Origin of the sequence: Kribbella speibonae (genome assembly GCF_004331375.1) — a bacterium.
Lineage (GTDB): Bacteria > Actinomycetota > Actinomycetes > Propionibacteriales > Kribbellaceae > Kribbella > Kribbella sindirgiensis.
Genome location: NZ_SJKC01000010.1, coordinates 63,294 through 83,742 on the forward strand (window position 1 = coordinate 63,294; position 20,449 = coordinate 83,742).

Genomic DNA, 20,449 nt, shown 5'->3' on the forward strand with positions numbered 1-20,449 from the left:
CCAGAATAGTTAGGACGTATGGACGCGTCATTGCCGGCTGTGAACACCGACAGCCCGCCGCCGATACCGGGAGCACGTGCGGAGTCGACAGGTCGTACCCGCCGTCCGCTGCTGATCTGGGTCCGCACCGGCACAGCACACGTCCACATCGACGACGCCGAGCCGATCCACCTCACTGCCGGCGCGGGCGTCTGGATTCCCGCAGACGGCTGGAACCACCGTGCGGTGGTCACCGAGCCGGGCACCGTCGCCTTCCCACTGTTGCCCAGCGCCGGTGCCGGGGCCTTGACGGAACCGACACGGTTCGAGGTTCCCGAGAGCTGGCAGGACTGGTTGATCCAGCTCTTCAACCTGCAGGTCACTCCGCTGGGCGGTCGCGGACATTCCCAGGCCACGATCACCGACCTGCTGCGCCGTTCCAGCTCGCGCCCATCAGCAGCTGCGCGAAGCGAGAGAACTGATTTCTCGGCGCTGCTCGAGCTGCCGGAGATGCCCAGAGCGCGCGGAGCCAAGATGGTCGCCGAGGAACTCGTCCGCGACCCGGCGATCGATCTCACTGTCCAGCAGTGGGCGACCCGAGTGCTCTCCAGCCCGCGGACCCTGCGCCGCGAATTCCTCGCCGACACCGGACTCACCTTCGAGCAGTGGCGATCACGCTGCCGGCTGAGCGCGGCCATCGAGTTTCTGGCGTCGGGGTATGACCTGGACCAGGTAGGCGCACGAGTGGGCTTCGCCAGCCGCAACGGGTTCACTCGCGCGTTCAAGCAGCAGTTCGGGCTCACCCCCCACGAGCTGAGCCGGAAGCTCTCCGCCGCTTCCGTCCTCGTTGACCCGGCACAACGCGCCACCTTGGCACATCAGACCGACTGCCTGATGCAGCTGGTGTCGGGAAACAGCACCGCCGCACCTGACCTGCTGACCGGGGCTACTACACCCGAGCACGCCAACGACGTGCATGTGCTCAGTTGGATGTACCGAGGCAGCGGGTATCTGGACATCGGCGACCACCGCTACGAACGGGAACGAGGCGTCGCGACCTGGATCCCCGCAGGCTCGCAGCACATCACCGGTCTCCGCGAGAACTCCGTCTCGCTGCCGCTCGGAAACGCCGGCACCGGTGACCTCCAGCTGACCGAGCCGTTGCAGGTGCGGTTCTCCCCCGCCTGGGACGACTATCTGATGTTCTGCGCGGTCAGCGCCCGCTCCATCCTCCGCCCGGACGACTACGATCCCGGCCACATCCTCGGCCTGTTCACCGAACAAGTGACCGCACAGCGGGCCTCGTCGGTTCCGATGCCCACCCATCCGCGTGCGCATACGGTCGCAATGGACTACTTGCGTCGCATCAGCGCCTCCAGTCAGGCAGCTGCGTTCGACCTCCCCGCCGACCTCCATCGAGCCTTCCTCGACGAGACCGGCATGACGTTCTCCCGCTGGCGCTACGCCGCCCGTATGTGCGTCGCCCGCGACCTGCTGGACGGCGGCGCCAAGCCGAGCGCCGTCGCCCCTCGTGTGGGCTACGCACACCTTCCGACCTTCAGCGCCGCCTTCACCCGTTTCTTCGGCGTCTCGCCGCGCAGCCACCAGAACCGCGGCGGCACGTCGTGATCAGCGCGCGGGGCGCAGTGGGCCTGCGAACAGTTGACGGTAGCGGGGATCGCGCCCGATTTCCTCGTCGGTGAGTTCACAGCCGCTCAAGCACTCATCGATGAGATCCGGCTCGAGAGCGTCCCCGGTGAATGCCAGCCACGTACCTCGATCGCCGTACTCCGGATGCCAGTTCACGATGCCTTCGGCGTCCGCGGTGGATCCGGGCGCGCCCGGCCGATCGGCGAGCCACGGACCGGCATCGGTGTAGTCGACGCACCGCCCGAGGCCGGTGAAGGCGATCTTGCGATCCGGTGCCGAGGCCATCCAGATCCGCCCCCTGGCCCAGGAACTGCCTGCTACTGCGGTCGTCAGAGCCTTGTGCAGCCGGAGCGGATGGAGCGGCCGCCTGATCGACACGAGATGCGACCGGACTCGCCGCCCCGGGTCTGTCGGCATGACGATGGCTCCCGGCGACGTACGCCACGCGACCTCGCCCACGTCGAATCCGTACACGAGCGAAGGTTCCGGGAGCGGCCGAGACGACCCCGAGCACGTGGCAGGTGGCAGCATGGTCGCCCGGCTCTGTGGAGCGATGTGGAGCGCGAGCTCGATGCCGAGCTCGATCTGGGACTCGTCCGCGTCCGCCTCGCCGCGGGCCAGGATGTAGGAGTCGCTGAGCTGCAGGTCCTCGATCAGGAGCCGTCCGCACGTCTCGTCCCCGTAACCGACGCAGAATCCCTTCTCCGACAGGGTTTCGGTCGACCGGAGTGTCTCCGCGAGCGTGGCCGGTTCGATCACCGTCATGATCGAGCCGATCCGGTAGCCGACCAGGCCGTCACCGGCACCCTTGACAGTTTCGGTGGTGTCCAACGTCGCCGTACCGGACACCCCAGGTGGCAAGACGACCAGCAGGTCAGCAGCAGACGCGACCTCGCGACCGAGGTACCACACCAAATCTCGCTGGACGGCGCAGGACCGGCACGCCGATTCGCCGGCGATCGTCTGGCTGTCCCACACGACCCGGCCGACGGCGGCGGTCCTGACCAAACAGCCCCGATCATCGACCCGGTAGTCGATCGTGAGCAGGTCAGGGCTCAACCCCCGGAAGTGATCCCCAGCCTTGCGGAGCTGATCTGCCGCCAGGCCCGACAGCGAACTGACGCGAACGATCATGCCGAGCCATCAACCCCTCGTCGAGCCAGCGGGACAGGCACAACCTACCCGGCAAATGAAGATTAGGGTAGCCTTACCTAATATGAATTGCTGCGGTGGCTCCGGCCACAGCGCCCGAGGTGATGACGGTTCGACGTTTCATCCAGCGACTCCTTCGAGTGGGCTGCGCGACCCCGGGCGCCTCTAAGCGGCGTGGACTTGAGGCTGGGTGGGATCGAGAAGGCGACGGGTTGTGGCGAGGGCCAGGCGGGCGTGTTCCTTGGCGCCGAACTGCGCGACGCGTTCGGCGTGCGGGATCTCCAGGGCGTAAGGGATTCCGGGTGGGAGGGCAGAGAGGATGGACCGGAGGTCGATCCCGCCTTCGCCGGGGAAGAGTCGTTCGAAGCGGGCGGTGTGGATGAGCCCTGCTTGGGTGGCGGGAATCTCGGCAGGGGCGTCGCAGACGTGGGCGAAGTGGAACCACTCGGGTGGCAGGTCGCGCAGTTCGGCGAGGCTGGAGCCGGATCGGGCGAAGTGGAGCAGGTCGATGAGGAGGCCGGCATTCGGCCGCCCGGCCGCGCGGAGGACGCGAGCGGCTTCCGCGAGGTCGGGAGTCTCGGTCCAGGACGGGAACTCGAGGTCGATGGTGAGGCCCAGCGGTCTGGCCAGGTCGCACAGTTCGGCGAAGCGGTCGGTCTTGCGTGCGAAGTCGGGATCAGGCAGCTGCCCGATCACATGGCGCGCCCCCAGCTCGGCACCGGCCTCGAGGAAGCGCAGGTAGTCGCGAGGATTGCCAGCCGGATCGATCCTCGCCAGCTCGATATCGAGGACCTCGACGCCGGTCGCGGCGAGCCGGCTTCTTGTCCGGCGCATCAACGCGGGATCTGTCGCCAGTGGGTAGTGCGGCTCCTGCGTGGTCACACGTGTCATGCGCAAGCCGACGTACCGATAGCCCGCCTCGGCTGCTGCCTCGACCAGCTCTGGTGGCGAGAGACTCAGGGCGGTGAGGTGCGCCAGCGAGTAGTCACGCCGGGACTCGGGCGCCATTCGTCGGGTGCGGCGGTGAGCGGCCATACAGACCGCGGCCGTGTTCGCGGCCCCGTAGCCCGCATACGCCCCGATGCGTTGGACGAACTCGAAGAACAGCCGGCCGCCGACGATCGCGGTGGAGAAGTGCAGGTACTCGCCGTGTTCGTCACGGTCGTACATGATCGAGTTCTCCCGCATCGCGGCCAGCAGTTCCGGTGACAACGGCAGACGCGCATCGAGGTCGTCGTAGTAATTCTCCGGGATCGTCAGCACAGGTGCGCCGCGATCCCGCATCGCCCTCGCCGCTGCCACCGCATCGTCGGTGGCGAAGGCGATGTGTTGCGGATTCGGCACGGTCGGTCCCCAGTCACCGCGGCGAAGTGGGACGGTGTTCAGGTTGATCCGAACCCGGCGGTCCGGATCACTCGCCGTCCGTCGATAGATCACTCCGTACGGCGCAGGCAGCTCAGAGATCTCGTCCGACCGCATCCCCAGCACCGACCGGTAGAACAGCACCGCATGATCGAAGTCGTCGACCGATTCGGTCAGCGAGACATGATCGGTCCCGGTCACCAGTTCGCCGCCGGCGTGCACAGCTCCCGTCGGCACGAAGTCGTCAAGCCAGTCGGTTCGGCAGAAGAAGACAGCCGTTCCGTCCGGAGCGGCGACCGAGCACAGGTCAGCCTCGTCTGGGCGGCGGGACCGGGGCAGCACGGGTGCCAGCAGCCGCTCGGCTCGCCGGGCCGACGCCTGCGGGTCGGCGCTGTCCACGGCCAGCGCGCAGATGGACGCCGTCGCCGGATGCACTGCGCGTTCGGGCATCAGGTTCAGCAGGACCCGCGCACTGCCCTGCTGCCAGAGCTGCACGGGCTTCGACCGGTGCTGCCCGGTGTGGACGAACCCCGCTGACGCGAGAGTCCGCGTCACCTCCAGGGCGGACGCCTCGTCGACGGCCAACTCGGTGAACATATGCCCGCCCAGCCGCGGCGCCGGCGGTAGCCCGGCAGGCCTGATCGCGTCGCGAAGCTCTTCCAGCGCGAGCATCGACCTCATCGCGTCGATCGCCGCATACCGTGGATCGCCTTGCCGGTAGACGTCGTTCGACACCTCGAGCGACAGCGGGCCGCCATAGCCCGAGGCCAGAACCTGACCGAGAAATCCATCCAGGTCCAGTACACCCTGGCCGGGGAACAATCGATGATGCCGTCCCGCGTCCGGGCTCAGCCGCTGCGCGTCGGCCAACTGCACATGGAAGATCTTGTCCCCTGGTACGTCGGACAGGCCGCCGAGATCACCACCGGCCGCGAACTGATGGAAGCTGTCCAGGCACAGACCGAGCGCCGGATGCCCAGCCTCCTGGACGATCCGCCAGGCATGGGCTGTGGTCTTCACCCGACGTGCCCAGGCTTGTGCCTCGTAGGCGATCCGCAGGCCACGCCGCTCTGCCCTGGCTGCCAGCTCGGCAAGTTGCTCAGCCGCCAGCGAGTCGTCGTCCACGGCGACCGAGGACTCGGCCGAAGGCACCAGGAGCGTCGTGACGCCAAGCTGCTCCATCAGATCGAACTTTCGGTCCGCCCGGCGAAGGTTCGCCGCGAACAGGTCCGCCGGAACCGCTTCGAAGTCGCGGAACGGTTGGTAGAGCTCGATCGACAAACCGCGGGCCGCACACTCGTCGCGAACCCGCGACGGCGACCACGGCGACATGATCAGGTCGTCCTCGCAGATCTCGACACCGGAGAAACCGGCCGCCTGGGCGGCCGCGAGCTTGTCCTCGAGGGTGCCCGACAGGCAGCCGGTGGCGATCACCAGGCGGTGATCGCCACCCGGCGCGGCAGCGGGTGATGGTTCGGACAGGGGCTGACGGTCGGCGCTGAGCACGTGGCCACACCTCGCTAATTAACGAACTAGTTCATTAGTTATACGCCCGCGACCGCCGCCTGCCAATGGGTCAGCGACAGAACGGCGCCATCCCGAGCGCGGACCGGATCCCGCCGAGCAGGTGCCGCGTGAAGAACTCCTCGCCTTCCAGCGGCTCATTCGTCCAGGCCCTGACGTCATGGCCGAGCGTTGTCACCCACGACTTGCCGCCGTCGTAGTACTGGCACCAGCTGACCGGATGCTTTCGGCCGTGGCCGGGATGTCCGAGGTTCCCACGTACCCCGCGCGCGAGCGTGGTCTCGTCGACCTCGAGCAGCACGCGTACCCGGGTCGGATACGGCACGAGGTTGTACCACTCGTCACTGAAGTTCCACCGCTTCGGCAGCCTCTGAGTGGAGACGTCACGAGTGTTCTCGGTCTCGACCACACCAGGTTGATGCGCGCTGTGGTCATAGAAGTTCGCGTTGCCCAGCAAGCCCTCGTACCACGGCCAGTTGTACTCGGTGCCGAAGGCGTTGTGCACGCCGACGAAGGCGCCGCCGGCCCGGATGTACTGGCGGAGCGCGGTCTGCGCGGGATCGTCGAGCGCGTCGCGTGTCGTACTGAGGAACATCACCGCGTTGTACGACAGGAGTCGTCCGGCCGAGGACAGTTGGGTGACGTCCTCGGTGTAGTCCACGGCGAATCCGTTCTCCTTGCCCAGCCTGACGATCTCCTTGACCGCGACATTGTTTTCGTTCAGCGGCGGATTCAACCCCGGTCCGAGCGGCGTACCGAGATGGGCATGCCGCGGCCCTGCTGTCCGCGAGTAGACCAGCAGGCGGTAGCCGTCGGCCGGATCGAAGTTGCCCCAGTCGTGGTAGCAGCGCGAATCGGTCCCACGACAGACCCCGTAGTCGGGATCGCCGAGGTTCTCCGCACCGGTGGGAGGCGAGAGGACCAGACCGACGAGAAGGGTGGCGAGAGCAACGCGCATGACGACTCCTTGGTCCACAGAGCGGATTGATCGGACCGGCCAGCGGTTTGACCGTAGCCGTTGACCTCATTCCGGACAAGACCTAGGGTGCGTCCATTCATCGGTTCCACAGGTCCATCTAGCGGACCACCGGAGGGATCGCTCATGCTTCGTCGCAGAGACCTGCTCATCACCGCCGTGGCCGCCCCGATCCTCGCGCAGACCGCGAGCGCGCAGGCCTCCGGGCACCAGGCCCGACCCGACCTCCCAGGCCGGAACTTCCCGAAGGTCGGCGGGAACCTCGGCAACCAGAACTACAGCACCCTGCAACGGATCCACCGCGGCAACGTCCGGCGCCTGAAAGGTGCCTGGGTCAACAACATCGAGGGCGGCGCGATGGCGGGCAACAGCCAGAGCACCGCGATCGCCGTCGACGGCGTGCTGTACGTCGAGTCCGCCCTCGGAAACGTCATCGCGGTCGACGCCCGCACCGGCGCGACCAAGTGGAAGTACCTGCAGACCCGCGGGCCACTCACCCGACGCGGCGTGGCTGTCGGCGCCGGGAAGGTCTTCACCTGCGCGAACGACAACTGGCTGATCGCGCTGGACCAGCACACGGGTCAGGTGCTGTGGGAACGACAGCACAACGACTTCGGCAACCTCGAGAAGGTCGCGGTCGTCTACCACGACGGTCGACTTCACTGCGGTACGAACGACGGCCCACGCGGCGCCGCGCTCTGCTTCGACGCCGAGAACGGCGACCTGCTCTGGCACTTCTGGGGCACGGCGGCACCGGGCGAACTCGGCGGCGAGACCTGGGAGGGCGAATCCGCGTTGACCGGCGGAGCTACCCCCTGGATGCATTGCGCGATCGACCCCGACCTGGGGCTCGTCTACTGGACCTTCGGCAACGCCCGGGGCAGCCAGTCCTCGCAGGACGGGTCGCAGCGCGGTGGGCAAAACCTGTTCGCCAACTCGATCGTCGCGCTGGATCTGACGACCGGTGAGTACCGCTGGCACTTCCAGTCGATCCACCACGATATCTGGGACATGGACAACGTGATGGCTCCGGTCCTCGTGGACACGCCGAAACACAAGCTGGTGGTGTACGGCAGCAAGACCGGGATGTACTACATCCTCGACCGCAGCGACGGCTCCGCCCCACTCGGCATCGACGAGCGACCGGTACCGCAGGAGCCGCGGCAGCAGACCTGGCCGACGCAGCCGTTTCCTCGCCAGGGCGGCTGGACCGAACAGCGGCCTGTCGAGCAGCCCCTGGGCACCGCCGTCCCCGGCGACCCGAACCGCGCCGTACCGAACTTCCAGGTCGGCCGACTGTACACACCACACTGGGACGAGCCGATCCTCACCATCCCCGGACACGGAGGCGGCGCGGATTGGAATCACCAGTCGTACAGTCACCACACGGGTCTCGTCTACACCGGCTTCGGGTACGTCGCCGCTGCGCACTCGTTGACCGAGGCATCGAACGGCCTGCGCCCACCAGGCGAGTACCTGACCGGTGGCATCGTCGCCGTCGACCCGCGCACCAACCGGGTCCGCTGGAAGAAGCGCATGCCGTATTCACTTGCCCACGGCAACGGGATCCTCACCACCGCGTCCGGCCTGCTGTTCATCGGTCAGCCGGACGGCAACCTGTTGTGCCTGGACGCGCGAGACGGCCGTGAGGTCTGGCGCTGGCAGACCGGCGCGGCGGTGAGCAGCAGCCCGATCACCTTCGAGGTCGACGGCGAACAGTACGTCGCCGTGTACGCCGGCGGGACCGGCATCCCGTACGGCGATTCGGCGCCACGGGGCGACCACCTCTGGGCGTTCAAACTGGGCGGCACGCAACCGCCGGCGGCCACTCCACCGGCGCCGGTCATCCGCAGACCGGTCAGCGGCAGTCCGGTCGACGGCAGCACCGTGAACAACACGATCGTGCTCGGCCGGATCGCAGGCCAGGCCACCGAGTCCGACGCGGTGAACGCCGTGACACCAACACACCTCCGCGTGCCCACCGGTACGACGGTCACCTTCGTCAACCCCGCGGACAACACCAAGGTCCACCGGGCCACTCAGTTCTTCGAAGGACTCTTCGACATCGCGCTCGAGCCCGGCGAGTCCTTCAAGTACACCTTCACCACACCGGGCGAGTACTTCTTCAACGACGGCCGTCCAGCGGGGAAGGTCGAGGTCATCTGAGTGGGTGATCGAACCCGCGGTCCAGCATCCGCTTGACCGCCTCGCGCAGATCTGCCACGAAGCCATCGATCTTGTCGTCGGTGAACCGGACACTCGGCCCGCTCAGCGTGAGCGCCGCGATGACCGTCCCAGAGGCACTGGGTACAGCCATCGCGACGGCCGAGGTGCCCGGCTCCCGCTCTCCGTGGCTGATCGCATACCCGTCCCGCTGAGCCTGCTCGATCCACTCGCGGAGCTGGTCGGCGTGCCCTTTCCCGTACGGCGAACTCGCGGCAACCCGCGTGAGCAGCGACGCCGGCGCGTCCCGCAACAGGATCTTCGACGACGCACCGCCCCACAGCGGGAGGTCGTCGCCGACCCGGACCACGTGCCGCAACGACTGCGGGCTCTCCTGCTGGGCGATGCAGATCCGATGGATGCCCTTGGCAACATAGAGGTTGACCGTCTCCCGCTGGCGGTTGGCGAGTTCGCGCATCAGCTGAGTTGTCTCCGGGGGCAGTTCCCAGGCCGACTTGGCCAGGTGGGCCCAGCGCCACAGTGCCGGACCCGCGCTGTATCCGTTCGACGTGGCCCACAGCAGGCCCATCTGCTCCAGCGTTTGCAGCAACCGCAGCGCAGTCGTCTTGGCCAGACCCGTCTCCGCGACCACTTCGCGAACGGTCAGCGTACGGCGGTCGTCCGCCAGCAGGGACAGGATGTCGAAAGCCCTCTGCACGCTCCGCACACCGGTCTCGGCACTGTTGTTCGAAGGCACACCTCACGCTACCACCGGAGGTCCACTCCTCGGTTCGAATGACCCACTCAACGGACCCTTGCCAGAGCCGTTAATGAACCATACGGTTAGTTCATGGATCCCCGGACCGCCACCGGACGGAGTGCGATGGACCGAATCTACGAAGCTGGGTGCCTGGTCGCCGGCGAATGGCTGGCCGTCGGCCCCGCGGCGGACCGGACGGGGCCCTACCTGCGCCGCACCGTCAGTCGAGCCCGGATCGCGCAGCCCGCCGACATCACCGCGGCCCTCGCCTACTCCCGGGCGTCCGCCAAGACGGTTGCCCGGCTCGCACCGGCAACGAGGGCCGACATCCTGGAGCGTGCAGGAGCCCAGGTCCACGAACGTCGCGACGAGTTCGCCCAGCTCCTGGCTGTCGAACTGGGCAAGCCGGTCAAGGACGGCCGCAGCGAGATGCTCCGCGTGGCCGACACGTTCGCCGTCGCCGCCGCGGAAGCCCGCGCCATCGGCGGAGAGAATCTGCCGGTCGCGGGCTGGGCCCGCGGGGTCGGCAACACCGCCTTCACCCACCGCGCGCCGGCCGGCCCGGTTCTGGCCATCACGCCGTTCAATGCACCGGCCAACCTGCTCGCCCACAAGGTCGCCGCAAGCTTTGCGGCCGGCAACACCACCCTCGTCAAACCGCCACCTCAGGCGCCCGCAGTGTCGACAGAGCTGATCAAGCTCCTGCTCGAAGCCGGCCTGCCCGCCGAGGCTGTACAGATCCTGCACGGCGGCAGCGAGACCGGTGCGGCGTTGTGCGCCGCACCGGAGATCGCCGTTGTGAGCTTCACAGGCAGCGCCGCAGCCGGGGCGGCGGTCGCACATGCGGCCGGGCCGAAGCGGGTGTTGCTCGAACTGGGCGGCAACGCCGCGACGATCGTGTGCGAAGACGCTGATGTCGAAGAGGCCGCGACCATCTGCGCCCGCACCGGTTTCAGCAACTCTGGCCAGAGTTGTATCTCCGTCCAACGTGTCTATGTCCAGCGCGATCGCTTCGACGAGTTCGTCGACGTCTTCACAGCACAGGTCAAGGCGTTGGCTGTGGGCGATCCCCTGGACGAGGGCACCGACGTCGGCTCGATGGTCGACGACGACGCTGCCGAACGGGTCGTGCGCTGGAGCGCCGAGTCGGGAGGCGCCATCACGATCGGCGGCAGTAGGAACGGAGCCGTCTGCGCGCCGACGGTGGTCGCCGCACCGTCGCCCGGCGCGACACTCGTCCAGGAGGAGGTGTTCGGCGCCTGCGTCGCCGTACTCCCCTACGACACGTTCGACGCCGTCATCGAAACCTGCAACGAGAGCCGCTTCGGCCTGCAGGCCGGCCTCTTCACGTACGACGTACGCCGCATCCTCACCGCCTGGCGCGAACTCGAGGTCGGCGGGCTGATCGTCAACGGCTCGTCGAACTTCCGCCTCGACCATGTGCCGTTCGGCGGGGTCAAGGATTCCGGCATCGGCCGGGAGTCACCGCGCTGGATGATCGAGGACTTCACCGTGACCAAGACCCTGCTACTGCGAGGGACATCGATCTGGGGGGATCAATGACGACAGTCGCCGAGGCGCTCGTCGCGCAACTCGAGGACCACGGCGTCGACGTCGTCTTCGGGACCTGTGGCCACACCAACATCGCTGTCCTCGATGCGCTCGGACGCAGCCGGATCCGATTCGTCATCGCCCGGCACGAGCAGGCTGCCGCCCATGCGGCTGACGGATATGCCCGCGTCTCGGGCAAGCCGGGCGTTGTCCTGGTGCATGTCGGGCCCGGGCTGACCAACGCGGTCACCGGAGTCATGACAGCGGCACTCGACTCGGTCCCGCTGGTGGTGATCTCCGGCGACATCCCGTCGTACTACCGGGGCCGCCATCCCCATCAGGAGATCAACCTGCACAACGACCGCGACCAGTCGGCGATCTTCCGGCCGTTCACCAAACGGGTCTGGGACGTCCAGCACTCCGAGGAACTCGGCAGGGCGGTCGAACGAGCCTTCTGGACGGCGACGACCGGGCGTCCGGGAGCGGTGCTCGTCAATGTCCCGATGGACGTGTTCAGCCGTCCGGCTGCGGCCTACCCGAAACCGAGCCACGCCGACCGCCCCGACCTGCCGGCGACGACCGCCGAGCGGATCGCCGCTCAGCTGGCGGGGGCCGAGCGGCCGTTGATCTACGTGGGTGGTGGACTGCGCGAGTCGCGCGACGAGTTGATCGGGCTGGCCGAGCATCTCGACATACCGATCGCACATTCGCTGATGGCCAAGGGCACCGTGCCGGACAGTCACCCCTTGGTGCTCGGGATGACCGGGTTCTGGGGCCTCGAGCTGACCAACGACTACGCGCGGACGGCCGATGTCGTGCTGGCCGTGGCGACCCGGTTCGCCGAGACGGACGCGAGCTCTTGGGATCCTCGCTACACCTGGGATTTCGGCGACAGCACGTTGATCCAGATCGACATCGATCCTGCGGAACTCGGCCGCAGCTACCCCGTCACGATCGGAGCGGTCGCCGACGCGGGACTGGCGATTCGCGCGATCGGCAAGGCCGTCAAGTCCTACCCGTCGGCGGAGCGACCCGGGCTGCGCGAGACGATCCGCGAGACCCGGATGGCCTCGTTCGTGCACGACACCAGCGACGACTATCCACTACGCCCGCAACGCATCCTGACCGACTTGCGCGCCGCGCTCCCACCGGAGGCGGTACTCGTCACAGACGTCGGATGGAACAAGAACGGCGTCGCCCAGTGCTACGAACTGCCCGACGACGGCCGCTTCATCACCCCTGGCGGAGCCTCCACGATGGGCTTCGGGCCGGCCGCCGCCGTCGGGGTCCAGCTCGCTCACCCGCATCGAACCGTCGTCGCGCTGATCGGCGACGGCGGCATGAGCGCGCAACTGCCGGCCGTACCAATGGCGGTCGAGCAGGACGCGCCGGTGATCTTCGTCGTGATGAACAACCAGTCACACGGCACCATCTCCGACCTGCAGTCGTCGTTCTTCGGTCGCAGCTACGGCTGTGACTTCGCCGCCGGCCCGGACTTCGCTGCCCTGGGCACCGCCTGCGGAGCCGATGGGTACGCCGTCACGACGCCGGACGACCTCGCCACCGCAGTGCGCCAAGCCGTCGCCAACCGGCGGCCGGCCGTGGTCGACGTACCGATGGTGAACGAACCCGTCCCCACTCCGGGCCACTGGAACATCAAGGACATCTACCAAGGCGTCTTCCTCGCCTGAAACCCGCAGAGGTGAACCGTGAGACTCACGATCGTTGCCATCGCCCTGACCGCCTTGGTCGCCTGCTCTCCGCCCGGAGAGGACTCGGGTTCGGCCGAGAAGGCCTCCGGTCCCATCAAGGTCGCCAACATCAACGCCCAGAGCGGCCAGCTCAGCTCACTCGGAAAGTGGGAGAACAAGGGCGTCAAACTCGCCGTCGACGAAGCCAACAAGGCCGGCGGCGTCAACGGCCGCCAGATCCAGCTCGACCTGTTCGACGACCAGGGCGACCCGACAGTGGGCACCAACCTGGCCCGCAAGATCTCCTCCGACGGGTACGTCGCCATGCTCGGCACCGCCGAGAGCGCGGTCACGCTGGCGATGGCTCCGATTCTCAAAACCGCCAAGATCCCCAACATCACCTCGGGACAGTCGCCCAAACTCGCCGACCTGAAGAGCCCGTTCCTGTTCCTCAACGCCCCGACCAGTGTCACCTTCGACGAGACTCTCGCCAAGTATCTCGTCGACGAGAAGGGGTCGAAGAAGATCGCGCTGATCAGCAACAACGGCGCCTACGGAAGCGGCGAGCACGACGCGTTCCTCAAGTCGCTGAAGCAGCGCAACGTCAGTCCGGTCGCCGACGAGGTGGTCACTCCGGAGCAGAAGGACTTCAACTCCAACCTGGCCAAGATCCGCCAGCAGAATCCCGAGGTGCTGTTCATCGGCGCCGAGGAAGTGCAGTCCGGACTGATCGCCAAGCAGGCCCGGGAACTCGGTCTGAAGGCGGTCTTCGCCGGCGGCGCGCCGATGGGCACCGACGTCTACGCGACCACGGCCGGGATCGCCAACGCTGAGGGCTCGGTCGTCAGCTCGCCGTACCTGAGCAACGAGGCCAGTCCGGCGATCAAGGACTTCGCCGCGAAGTACAAGGCCGCGTACGGCGAAGACGCCCGGCTGCACGTGGCCAAGGCGTACGACGGCGCCTCGATCCTGATCGAAGCCCTCAAGCAGACCAACGGTGAGGGCGGACAGAAGTTGGCCGACGCGATTCGCGGCGTCAAGCGCGACGGGTTGCTCGGTCAGTACAACTACGACGAGTACGGCGTCGGCATCCACGAGACGAAGATCGGCATGGTCAAGGAAGGCAAGGCCGTCCCAGCGGCCGCGAGCTGACGTGCAGGTCTTTCTGCAGACGCTGATCGGCGGCATCACCTTCGGGGCCGTGTACGCGCTGGTCGCGATGGGCTTCTCGATCGTGTACCGCACCATGGGCCTGGTCAACTTCGCCCACGGCAGCGTGGTGATGATCGGCGCCTACGCCGCCTCGACGTTCTACATGGCGAGCAAGGTGCCGTTCGCCGTGGCGATCGTGGTCGCGATCGTGGTCACCGGCCTGATCGGATTGATCATCGAGCGGTTCCTGCGACCGTTGGAGAACAAGGACTTCACGCTGATGCTGATCGGCACGATCGGCTTCGGCGCGGTCCTGGAGGCGCTGGCGATCCTGATCTGGGGTGCGACCGGGCACGCCGTACCGAACCCGGTCGCCACCGAGCCCATCAACCTCGGCGGCGTGCGCATTCCGACGTACAGCCTGCTGGTCATCGGGGTCGCCGCGGTGGCCACGACCATGCTGGCGTTGTTCCTACGGCGGACCAAGCTCGGCGCGGCCATGCAAGCGGTGGCGATGGACCACGAGGCCGCCACCGCGTGTGGAATCCACGTCGGCCGGAGCAACGCCCTGTCGTTCGGAATCGGCGCCGGCCTGGCCGCGGTGGCCGGCAGCCTGATCGGCCCGATGCTCTACGTCAACCCGACCATGGGCGGCACCCTCGGCATCAAGGGATTCGCCGCGGCGATGCTCGGCGGTTTCGGCAGCATGCCCGGCGCGATCGTCGGTGGCATGGCCTTCGGCCTCCTGGATGCTTTCGCCGCGGGCAACTTCCAGGCGTACTCCGAGCTGGTCACCTTCGTGGTCTTCGCGCTCGCCGTGATGATCCGGCCGACCGGCATCTTCGGCGAGGCCACGGTGAACCGCGCGTGAGAAGACGCCTACTGTTCCTCCTCCCAGCCGCCGTCGCTGCCTGGCTCCTCCCCTACGGCCTCGGCGGCTACACGATGCACGTCGTCGACGTGGCGATCATCTTCGCGATCCTGGCCATCGGCCTGGGCCTCACGATGGGCGTGGCCGGCCAGATCAACCTGGCCCAGATCGCGTTCTTCGGCGTCGGCGCCTACACCGTGGCCATTCTCACCACCCAGGCCGGTTTCGGATTCTGGTCCGCCGCGGCACTGGCCGTCGTCGCCGCGATCATCGCCGGCCTGCTCGTCGGTATCCCGGCCCTGCGCATGCAATCGCACTACCTGGGCATCGTCACGCTCGGATTGGCGCTGGGCTTCATCAACTGGGTCACCAATGCCGAGATCGCCGGCCGGGCCGAAGGCATCAGCGACATCCCGGTCCCGCCCTTGTTCGGCATCGACCTGTCCAGCGGCTACCTCTTCTACTACCTCGAACTGGCCGTCTTCGTCCTGGCGCTCGCCTTCGCGCTGTTCGTGACCCACTCACCGCTGGGCCGCCGACTTCGCGCGATGCGCGACGACGACCTGGCCGCCGGTGCGCTCGGCGCCGAGATCCCACTGCTGCGGATGACCGCGTTCCTGCTCTCGGGGCTGTACGGCGGTGTTGCCGGCGTGCTGTACGCCGGGCTGATCCAGTTCGTCGCACCGGAAACGTTCAACATCGGCAACATGTTCCTGCTGCTCGCCATGGTCATCATCGGCGGCCGGAGCAGCGTCATCGGCTGCGTCATCGGCGCCCTCGGCCTGGCCTTTGTCCGCGAGGCGCTGCTCGACGTCTCGGTGTTCGCGCAACTCGGTTACGGCGTGATCGTCGTACTGGTCGTCGTCTTCTTCCCCAAGGGTCTCGCCGGTTTGCCCGGTCAGGTGTTCCGGCGCACGGCCGGCCGCCGCCCGCAACTGGCACCCTTCGTCCCGTACCAGGAGTCGGCCACGCCGGACGAACTGGTTGCGCTGGAGATCGAGCAGGTCACCAAACGGTTCAAGGGACTCGTCGCGTTGCAGGACGTGTCGCTCACGGTGCCTGCCGGGCAGATCCGTGGCATCGTCGGGCCCAACGGCTCGGGAAAGACCACGCTGTTCAATGTCATCAGCGGCTTCTACACACCGACCAGCGGGCGAGTTCGGCTGGCAGGGACCTCGGTCACCGGGACGGCGCTGTACCGGCTGTCGCTCAAGGGTGTTGCTCGGACCTTTCAGAACCTTCGCCTGTTCGAGGATCTGACGGTCCGCGACAACATTCTGGTGGCGCTCGACCGGACCCGCACCTCATGGACCTGGCGCTATCTGCTGATGCCGTGGACCGTGTTCCGCTACGACCGCGGGCTGCGGACCACCGCCGACGGCGTTCTCGAGAGATTCGGCCTCGGCGACTTCGCCGACGCCATCCCGCGAGCGCTGCCGTACGGCATCCAGCGACGGATCGAGATCGCTCGGGCGATGGCGACAGGTCCCGCGCTCCTCCTGCTCGACGAACCGGCCGCCGGACTCAACGGCGAAGAGGTACGCCGGCTCGCGGAGATCGTCCGCTCGATCCGGGACTCCGGCGTCACCGTCGTGGTGATCGAGCACAACATGGGCCTGGTCATGTCGATGTGCGATCACGTCACGGTGCTCTCCGGAGGCCGAGTGATCGCCGACGGCGCGCCGGAGGACGTGGCCGTCGACCCGAGCGTCGTCGAGGCCTACCTCGGCGATTCCATGGCCGCACCGACAGAGACGGAGGCTGAGCATGAGCACGCTGACCGTTGAAGGCCTGTCGGTCCACTACGGCGGGATCCGCGCCGCACACGAGGTGACCTTCACCGTCCAGCCTGGCCAGTCGCTCGGCATCATCGGAGCGAACGGCGCCGGCAAGACTTCGACCCTGAAGGCGATCATGGGTCTCGCGCCCCGCCGGGCGCGCACCGTCCGCTTCGGTGACGTCGACCTGCTCCGCGTCCCGGCACACGCCCTTGTCCGGCACGGTATCGGCTACGTACCCGAAGGCCGCCACGTCTTCTCCGGACTGCCGGTCGAGAAGAACCTCCTGCTCGGCGCCTACTGCAGAAGCTGGAAAGACACCCCCATTGCCGAGGTGTACGACCTCTTTCCCGTCCTGGCGGACATGCGCCACCGGCTCGCCGGAACGCTGTCCGGCGGTCAGCAGCAGATGCTCGCCGTCGGCCGGGCACTCATGTGCCGACCCAAGGTCATGTTGCTGGACGAACCGTCGATGGGCCTGTCCCCGATCCTGGTCGCCGAGATCGCGGCCGTCCTCACCCGACTCAATGCCGACGGACTCGGCATCGTCCTCGTCGAGCAGAACGCCAAGCTCACCTTCGACGTCACCACCACCTGCCTGGTGATGGAGAACGGCGAGATCGCCGCCACCGGCACGTCCGCCGACCTCCGGCACGACCCGCAAGTGAGGCGTATCTACCTGGGCCTCTGAATCCTTCAGCTCAAGGAGAATCATGATCCTGCGAGCCCTCACCGCCATGGCCTTGCTGGCCTCAGGCCTCACCACGGCCAGTCCCACCGACCTCTCGCCCGCCGCGAACCCGGCCCCGACTGTCACCGGCCCGATCACGGTCACATCGCCACCCGGCGACCCCAGCCGTGGCTACCCGTTCATGTCCACCGACCGCGACCTGCGCCGGTACGGATACATCGAGGAGGAGTACTTTCTCGCCGGCGAAGCCACTCGCTACACCACTCCGGACCAGGCGACCGGAGAGGCCATCAGCTCCGGCCACGCCTACCGGACCCGCCTGGTGGTACGACGTCCTGCCAACCCGAAGAAGTCCAACGGCACAGCCGTGGTCGAGTGGTACAACGTCACCAACAACTTCGACGTCGAGGTGATGTGGAACCGATCCTGGGAGCACCTGGTGAGCTCCGGGTACACCTGGGTCGGAGTCAGTGCCCAGCGCAACGGCGTCAACTCCCCCACCGGGCTGCGCGCCTGGAGCCCGAATCGCTACGGCACCCTCGACCTCACCGACGGTGGCACGGTCACCGACGACTCACTCAGCTACGACGTCTTCAGCCAGGCCGCGATCGCGCTCAAGTCCGGCGCCGTCGCTCGCTGGCGGCCGCAAACCCTGATCGCGACCGGGCAATCCCAGTCCGCGAGCCGGCTGGCGATCTACGCGAACTCGGTCCACCCGATCGCACCGGTGTACGACGCGATCGCGATCGTCGACGGCGGGGTGACCATCCGTCCCGACCTGACGACCAAGATCTTCAAGACCGCCTCCGAGTACGACGTGATCAACGGCCAGGGCAACCGCCGCCAGCCCGATACCACTACCTTCCGGTTCTGGGAGATCGCGGGGGCGTCGCACTCGGACCGGCAGGCGTTCCTCGCCAACAGCGCGGTACGCCTCCGCGACGCCGGAGTCACCGGTCCGTTGGCAGGCCCAACGGCACCTTGCGTCGCGCCGGCGCGCAGCAACGCGCCGTACCACTATGTTCTCAACGCGATGTTCGATCACATCGTACGGTGGACACGCCAAGGCATCCCGCCACCGTCGGGACCACAGCTGACGATCACCGACTTCACCACCACCCCACTGACCGTTAGCCGTGATCCGTACCAGCTTGCCCGGGGCGGCATCCGGCTGGCCGCGGTCGACGTGCCGATCGAACGCAACACCGGCTGGAACGTCGGCCTCGCGCCCGCCAACGACAGCAGCTGCCGGCAGAGCGGAAGCTGGGTCCCCTTCGACCGCACTACCCTCGACAGGCTCTATCCCTCACATCGGACTTATCTGACCGCCGTACGCGCAGTCACCGAGCAGAACCTGCGCGACGGGTTCATCACCGTGCGGGACGCCCTGTCCACGATTCGGGCAGCCCAGCGCACCCAGATCGGCAGGTAACCATGGGTCGACGTGCCGACCGCCTCGTGGACGAAGGACGGCTGACGCGGTTCAGGCCTTGGCGCCCGCGCCGCGGAGGTAGGCCACGACCATCTCGCCGACCATCGCACGGAGCCGGGCGCGGTCCTTGGGCGCGGTCATGTCGCGGCCGAAGAGGGCGCCGAAAGTGTGCGCGTTGGCGACCCGGAAGAAGCAGAACGAGCTGATCATCATGTGGACGTCGACGGCGTCCGCCTCGGTCACGAAGTCGCCGTCGGCCTTGCCTGCCTCGAGAATGCGTTCGATCAGGTCGAGGACCGGCGTCCCGAGGTTGGCCAGCAGCGGGGACTTGCTGATGTGCTCGGCCTGGTGGATGTTCTCGATCGAGACCAGCTTGATGAAGTCGCGGTGCGCGTCGTGATGGTCGAAGGTCAGCTCAGCGAGCGTGCGGATCGCCTCGACCGGGGCCAGGTGGGTCACATCCACCTTCTGCTCGACTGCCCGGACCTCCGAGTACGCCTTCTCCAGGACGGCGATGAACAGCTGCTCCTTGCTGCTGAAGTAGTAGTAGATCATCCGCTTGGTGCTACGCATCAGCTCGGCGATCTCGTCCACCCGGGCACCCGCGTAACCCTTTCGCGCGAACTCCCGCTGCGCTACTTCAAGGATTTCCGCCTTGGTGCGGTCGGCGTCGCGCCGGCGCTCCGTGGTAGTCATGGCACTCATCATAGGTAGGCCGATCCTGTGAACTGTGCACCCCGCACCGCCTCACCCATGGGTGAGCTCCTTGAAGTGCGCGAGCATCCGGTCGGTATCCGGCGAACAGCCGCTGAACAACTGCAGGCCGCGAGCGGCTTGCAAGACGACCATTCCGCCGCCGTCCAAGGTCCGGCAGCCCAGCCCTCGCGCATGTCTCAGCAGCTCGGTCTCGAGTGGCCGGTAGACGATGTCGGCCACCCACAGCTGCGGGCGCAGCAGGTCCCGCGGCAGCGGCAGGCCTGGGTGCTGCGCCATGCCGACCGGACTCGCGTTAACCAGCCCGTCGGCGGTTGCCAGCAACTCAGGCAGCTCAACCGGCAGCGCATGGTGCACCCTGCGGTCGTCCAGACGGTCCACCAATTCTGCGGCGCGCGCCGGGTCCGGATCCACGATTGCGAGGCGCCCGGCGCCGAGGGTCAGCAACGCGTATGCCACCGCCGCACCGGCGCCGCCGGCTCCCAGTTGGACGATCTCATGCATCGGCGCATCGGGCAGTCCTTGCCGGAAGGAGGTGGCGAACCCTGTCCCGTCGGTGTTGTGGCCAATGGTCCGGCCGTCGGCGAACACCACGGTGTTGACCGCGCCGAGCTTCGCGGCATCGTCGGAGAGCTCGTCCAGGTGCTCGATCACCGCCTGTTTACACGGGTGGGTGATGTTCAAGCCGTCGTACCCGTACCGGCGCACCGTCCGGAGCAGCTCGCCGAGATCCTCGCCGAGCAGGTCGGTGTCCAGCAGCCGGTAGACGTACCGCAGACCGAGGTGCGCTGCCTCGGCCTCGTGCAGGTCCGGGCTCAGTGAAGGCTCGATGCCGGAACCGATCAACCCGATCAGATAGGACTTCATCGGCGTCTTCTCCTCCAACCGGGCCTTCGGGCGGCGACCCATCCCTAATGTACGTACCAGTCCGTTAACTATCCATGGCTCGACCGAGATCCGGGATCGTTCATCATCCGGCAACACCCTTGTAATGTACGAACTA

Annotated in this window: 15 protein-coding genes; 9 read left to right on the plus strand and 6 right to left on the minus strand. The window is 67.3% G+C overall.

The window, feature by feature from the left end; translation table 11 throughout:
- Positions 1–18 precede the first annotated feature (18 nt).
- Positions 19–1,608, plus strand: a complete 1,590-nt coding sequence (locus E0H92_RS42840; protein ID WP_131500339.1) for an AraC family transcriptional regulator — start codon at positions 19–21, stop codon at positions 1,606–1,608.
- On the opposite strand, the gene E0H92_RS42845 is transcribed toward E0H92_RS42840, so the two are convergent.
- The 3 genes from E0H92_RS42845 to E0H92_RS42855 form a co-directional block, all read right to left on the minus strand.
- Positions 1,609–2,763 (minus strand): GTP-binding protein, encoded by a 1,155-nt coding sequence (locus E0H92_RS42845; RefSeq protein WP_131500340.1) that lies wholly within the window; start codon positions 2,761–2,763, stop codon positions 1,609–1,611. It abuts the gene before it with no gap.
- 183 nt (positions 2,764–2,946) lie between these two features.
- The gene (locus E0H92_RS44860) at positions 2,947–5,649 is read right to left on the minus strand and encodes a TIM barrel protein (protein ID WP_131500341.1); all 2,703 of its coding nucleotides are present in this window, start codon (positions 5,647–5,649) and stop codon (positions 2,947–2,949) included.
- Between the two features lie 70 nt (positions 5,650–5,719).
- On the minus strand, positions 5,720–6,625 hold the full coding sequence (locus tag E0H92_RS42855) for a ThuA domain-containing protein (RefSeq protein WP_131500342.1): 906 nt from the start codon (positions 6,623–6,625) through the stop codon (positions 5,720–5,722).
- A 144-nt stretch (positions 6,626–6,769) separates the two neighbouring features.
- On the opposite strand from E0H92_RS42855, the gene E0H92_RS42860 reads away from it, so the two are divergent.
- Complete coding sequence (locus E0H92_RS42860; RefSeq protein ID WP_131500343.1) at positions 6,770–8,809, plus strand: outer membrane protein assembly factor BamB family protein; 2,040 nt, start codon at positions 6,770–6,772, stop codon at positions 8,807–8,809.
- On the opposite strand, the gene E0H92_RS42865 is transcribed toward E0H92_RS42860, so the two are convergent.
- Positions 8,802–9,524 carry an IclR family transcriptional regulator gene (locus tag E0H92_RS42865; protein WP_202874123.1) on the minus strand — a complete coding sequence of 241 codons (723 nt, stop codon included), beginning with the start codon at positions 9,522–9,524 and terminating at the stop codon, positions 8,802–8,804. The two genes, E0H92_RS42860 and E0H92_RS42865, sit on opposite strands and share 8 nt — an antisense overlap.
- 132 nt (positions 9,525–9,656) lie before the next feature.
- On the opposite strand from E0H92_RS42865, the gene E0H92_RS42870 reads away from it, so the two are divergent.
- The 7 genes from E0H92_RS42870 to E0H92_RS42900 are packed head-to-tail and all read left to right on the plus strand — an operon-like array spanning position 9,657 to position 18,732.
- Positions 9,657–11,129 carry an aldehyde dehydrogenase family protein gene (locus tag E0H92_RS42870; protein ID WP_131500345.1) on the plus strand — a complete coding sequence of 491 codons (1,473 nt, stop codon included), beginning with the start codon at positions 9,657–9,659 and terminating at the stop codon, positions 11,127–11,129.
- Positions 11,126–12,808, plus strand: coding sequence for a thiamine pyrophosphate-binding protein (locus E0H92_RS42875; RefSeq protein ID WP_131500346.1), 1,683 nt, complete (start codon positions 11,126–11,128; stop codon positions 12,806–12,808). The genes E0H92_RS42870 and E0H92_RS42875 overlap by 4 nt, the downstream gene beginning before the upstream one ends.
- 18 nt (positions 12,809–12,826) lie before the next feature.
- Positions 12,827–13,960 carry an ABC transporter substrate-binding protein gene (locus tag E0H92_RS42880; RefSeq protein WP_131500347.1) on the plus strand — a complete coding sequence of 378 codons (1,134 nt, stop codon included), beginning with the start codon at positions 12,827–12,829 and terminating at the stop codon, positions 13,958–13,960.
- Between the two features lies 1 nt (position 13,961).
- Positions 13,962–14,831, plus strand: coding sequence for a branched-chain amino acid ABC transporter permease (locus tag E0H92_RS42885; RefSeq protein WP_131500348.1), 870 nt, complete (start codon positions 13,962–13,964; stop codon positions 14,829–14,831).
- The gene (locus E0H92_RS42890; protein WP_131500349.1) at positions 14,828–16,618 is read left to right on the plus strand and encodes a branched-chain amino acid ABC transporter ATP-binding protein/permease; all 1,791 of its coding nucleotides are present in this window, start codon (positions 14,828–14,830) and stop codon (positions 16,616–16,618) included. Before E0H92_RS42885 ends, E0H92_RS42890 begins: the two co-directional genes overlap by 4 nt.
- Complete coding sequence (locus E0H92_RS42895; protein ID WP_131500350.1) at positions 16,599–17,300, plus strand: ABC transporter ATP-binding protein; 702 nt, start codon at positions 16,599–16,601, stop codon at positions 17,298–17,300. The genes E0H92_RS42890 and E0H92_RS42895 overlap by 20 nt, the downstream gene beginning before the upstream one ends.
- Before the next feature lie 22 nt (positions 17,301–17,322).
- On the plus strand, positions 17,323–18,732 hold the full coding sequence (locus E0H92_RS42900; RefSeq protein ID WP_131500351.1) for an alpha/beta hydrolase domain-containing protein: 1,410 nt from the start codon (positions 17,323–17,325) through the stop codon (positions 18,730–18,732).
- A gap of 51 nt (positions 18,733–18,783) precedes the next feature.
- On the opposite strand, the gene E0H92_RS42905 is transcribed toward E0H92_RS42900, so the two are convergent.
- Together E0H92_RS42905 and E0H92_RS42910 are read right to left on the minus strand one after the other, a co-directional pair.
- Entirely contained in the window at positions 18,784–19,428 is a 645-nt protein-coding gene (locus E0H92_RS42905; RefSeq protein WP_238173842.1) for a TetR/AcrR family transcriptional regulator, read from the minus strand.
- A 51-nt stretch (positions 19,429–19,479) separates the two neighbouring features.
- Positions 19,480–20,313, minus strand: a complete 834-nt coding sequence (locus E0H92_RS42910) for a shikimate dehydrogenase (protein ID WP_131500353.1) — start codon at positions 20,311–20,313, stop codon at positions 19,480–19,482.
- Positions 20,314–20,449: the final 136 nt, after the last annotated feature.

Coding starts and splice junctions, on each gene's coding strand:
- E0H92_RS42840 (WP_131500339.1), top strand. CDS start 19: ATGGACGCGTCATTGCCGGCTGTGAACACCGACAGCCCGCCGCCGATA.
- E0H92_RS42845 (WP_131500340.1), bottom strand. CDS start 2,763: ATGATCGTTCGCGTCAGTTCGCTGTCGGGCCTGGCGGCAGATCAGCTC.
- E0H92_RS42855 (WP_131500342.1), bottom strand. CDS start 6,625: ATGCGCGTTGCTCTCGCCACCCTTCTCGTCGGTCTGGTCCTCTCGCCT.
- E0H92_RS42860 (WP_131500343.1), top strand. CDS start 6,770: ATGCTTCGTCGCAGAGACCTGCTCATCACCGCCGTGGCCGCCCCGATC.
- E0H92_RS42870 (WP_131500345.1), top strand. CDS start 9,657: ATGGATCCCCGGACCGCCACCGGACGGAGTGCGATGGACCGAATCTAC.
- E0H92_RS42875 (WP_131500346.1), top strand. CDS start 11,126: ATGACGACAGTCGCCGAGGCGCTCGTCGCGCAACTCGAGGACCACGGC.
- E0H92_RS42895 (WP_131500350.1), top strand. CDS start 16,599: ATGAGCACGCTGACCGTTGAAGGCCTGTCGGTCCACTACGGCGGGATC.
- E0H92_RS42900 (WP_131500351.1), top strand. CDS start 17,323: ATGATCCTGCGAGCCCTCACCGCCATGGCCTTGCTGGCCTCAGGCCTC.
- E0H92_RS42905 (WP_238173842.1), bottom strand. CDS start 19,428: ATGACTACCACGGAGCGCCGGCGCGACGCCGACCGCACCAAGGCGGAA.
- E0H92_RS42910 (WP_131500353.1), bottom strand. CDS start 20,313: ATGAAGTCCTATCTGATCGGGTTGATCGGTTCCGGCATCGAGCCTTCA.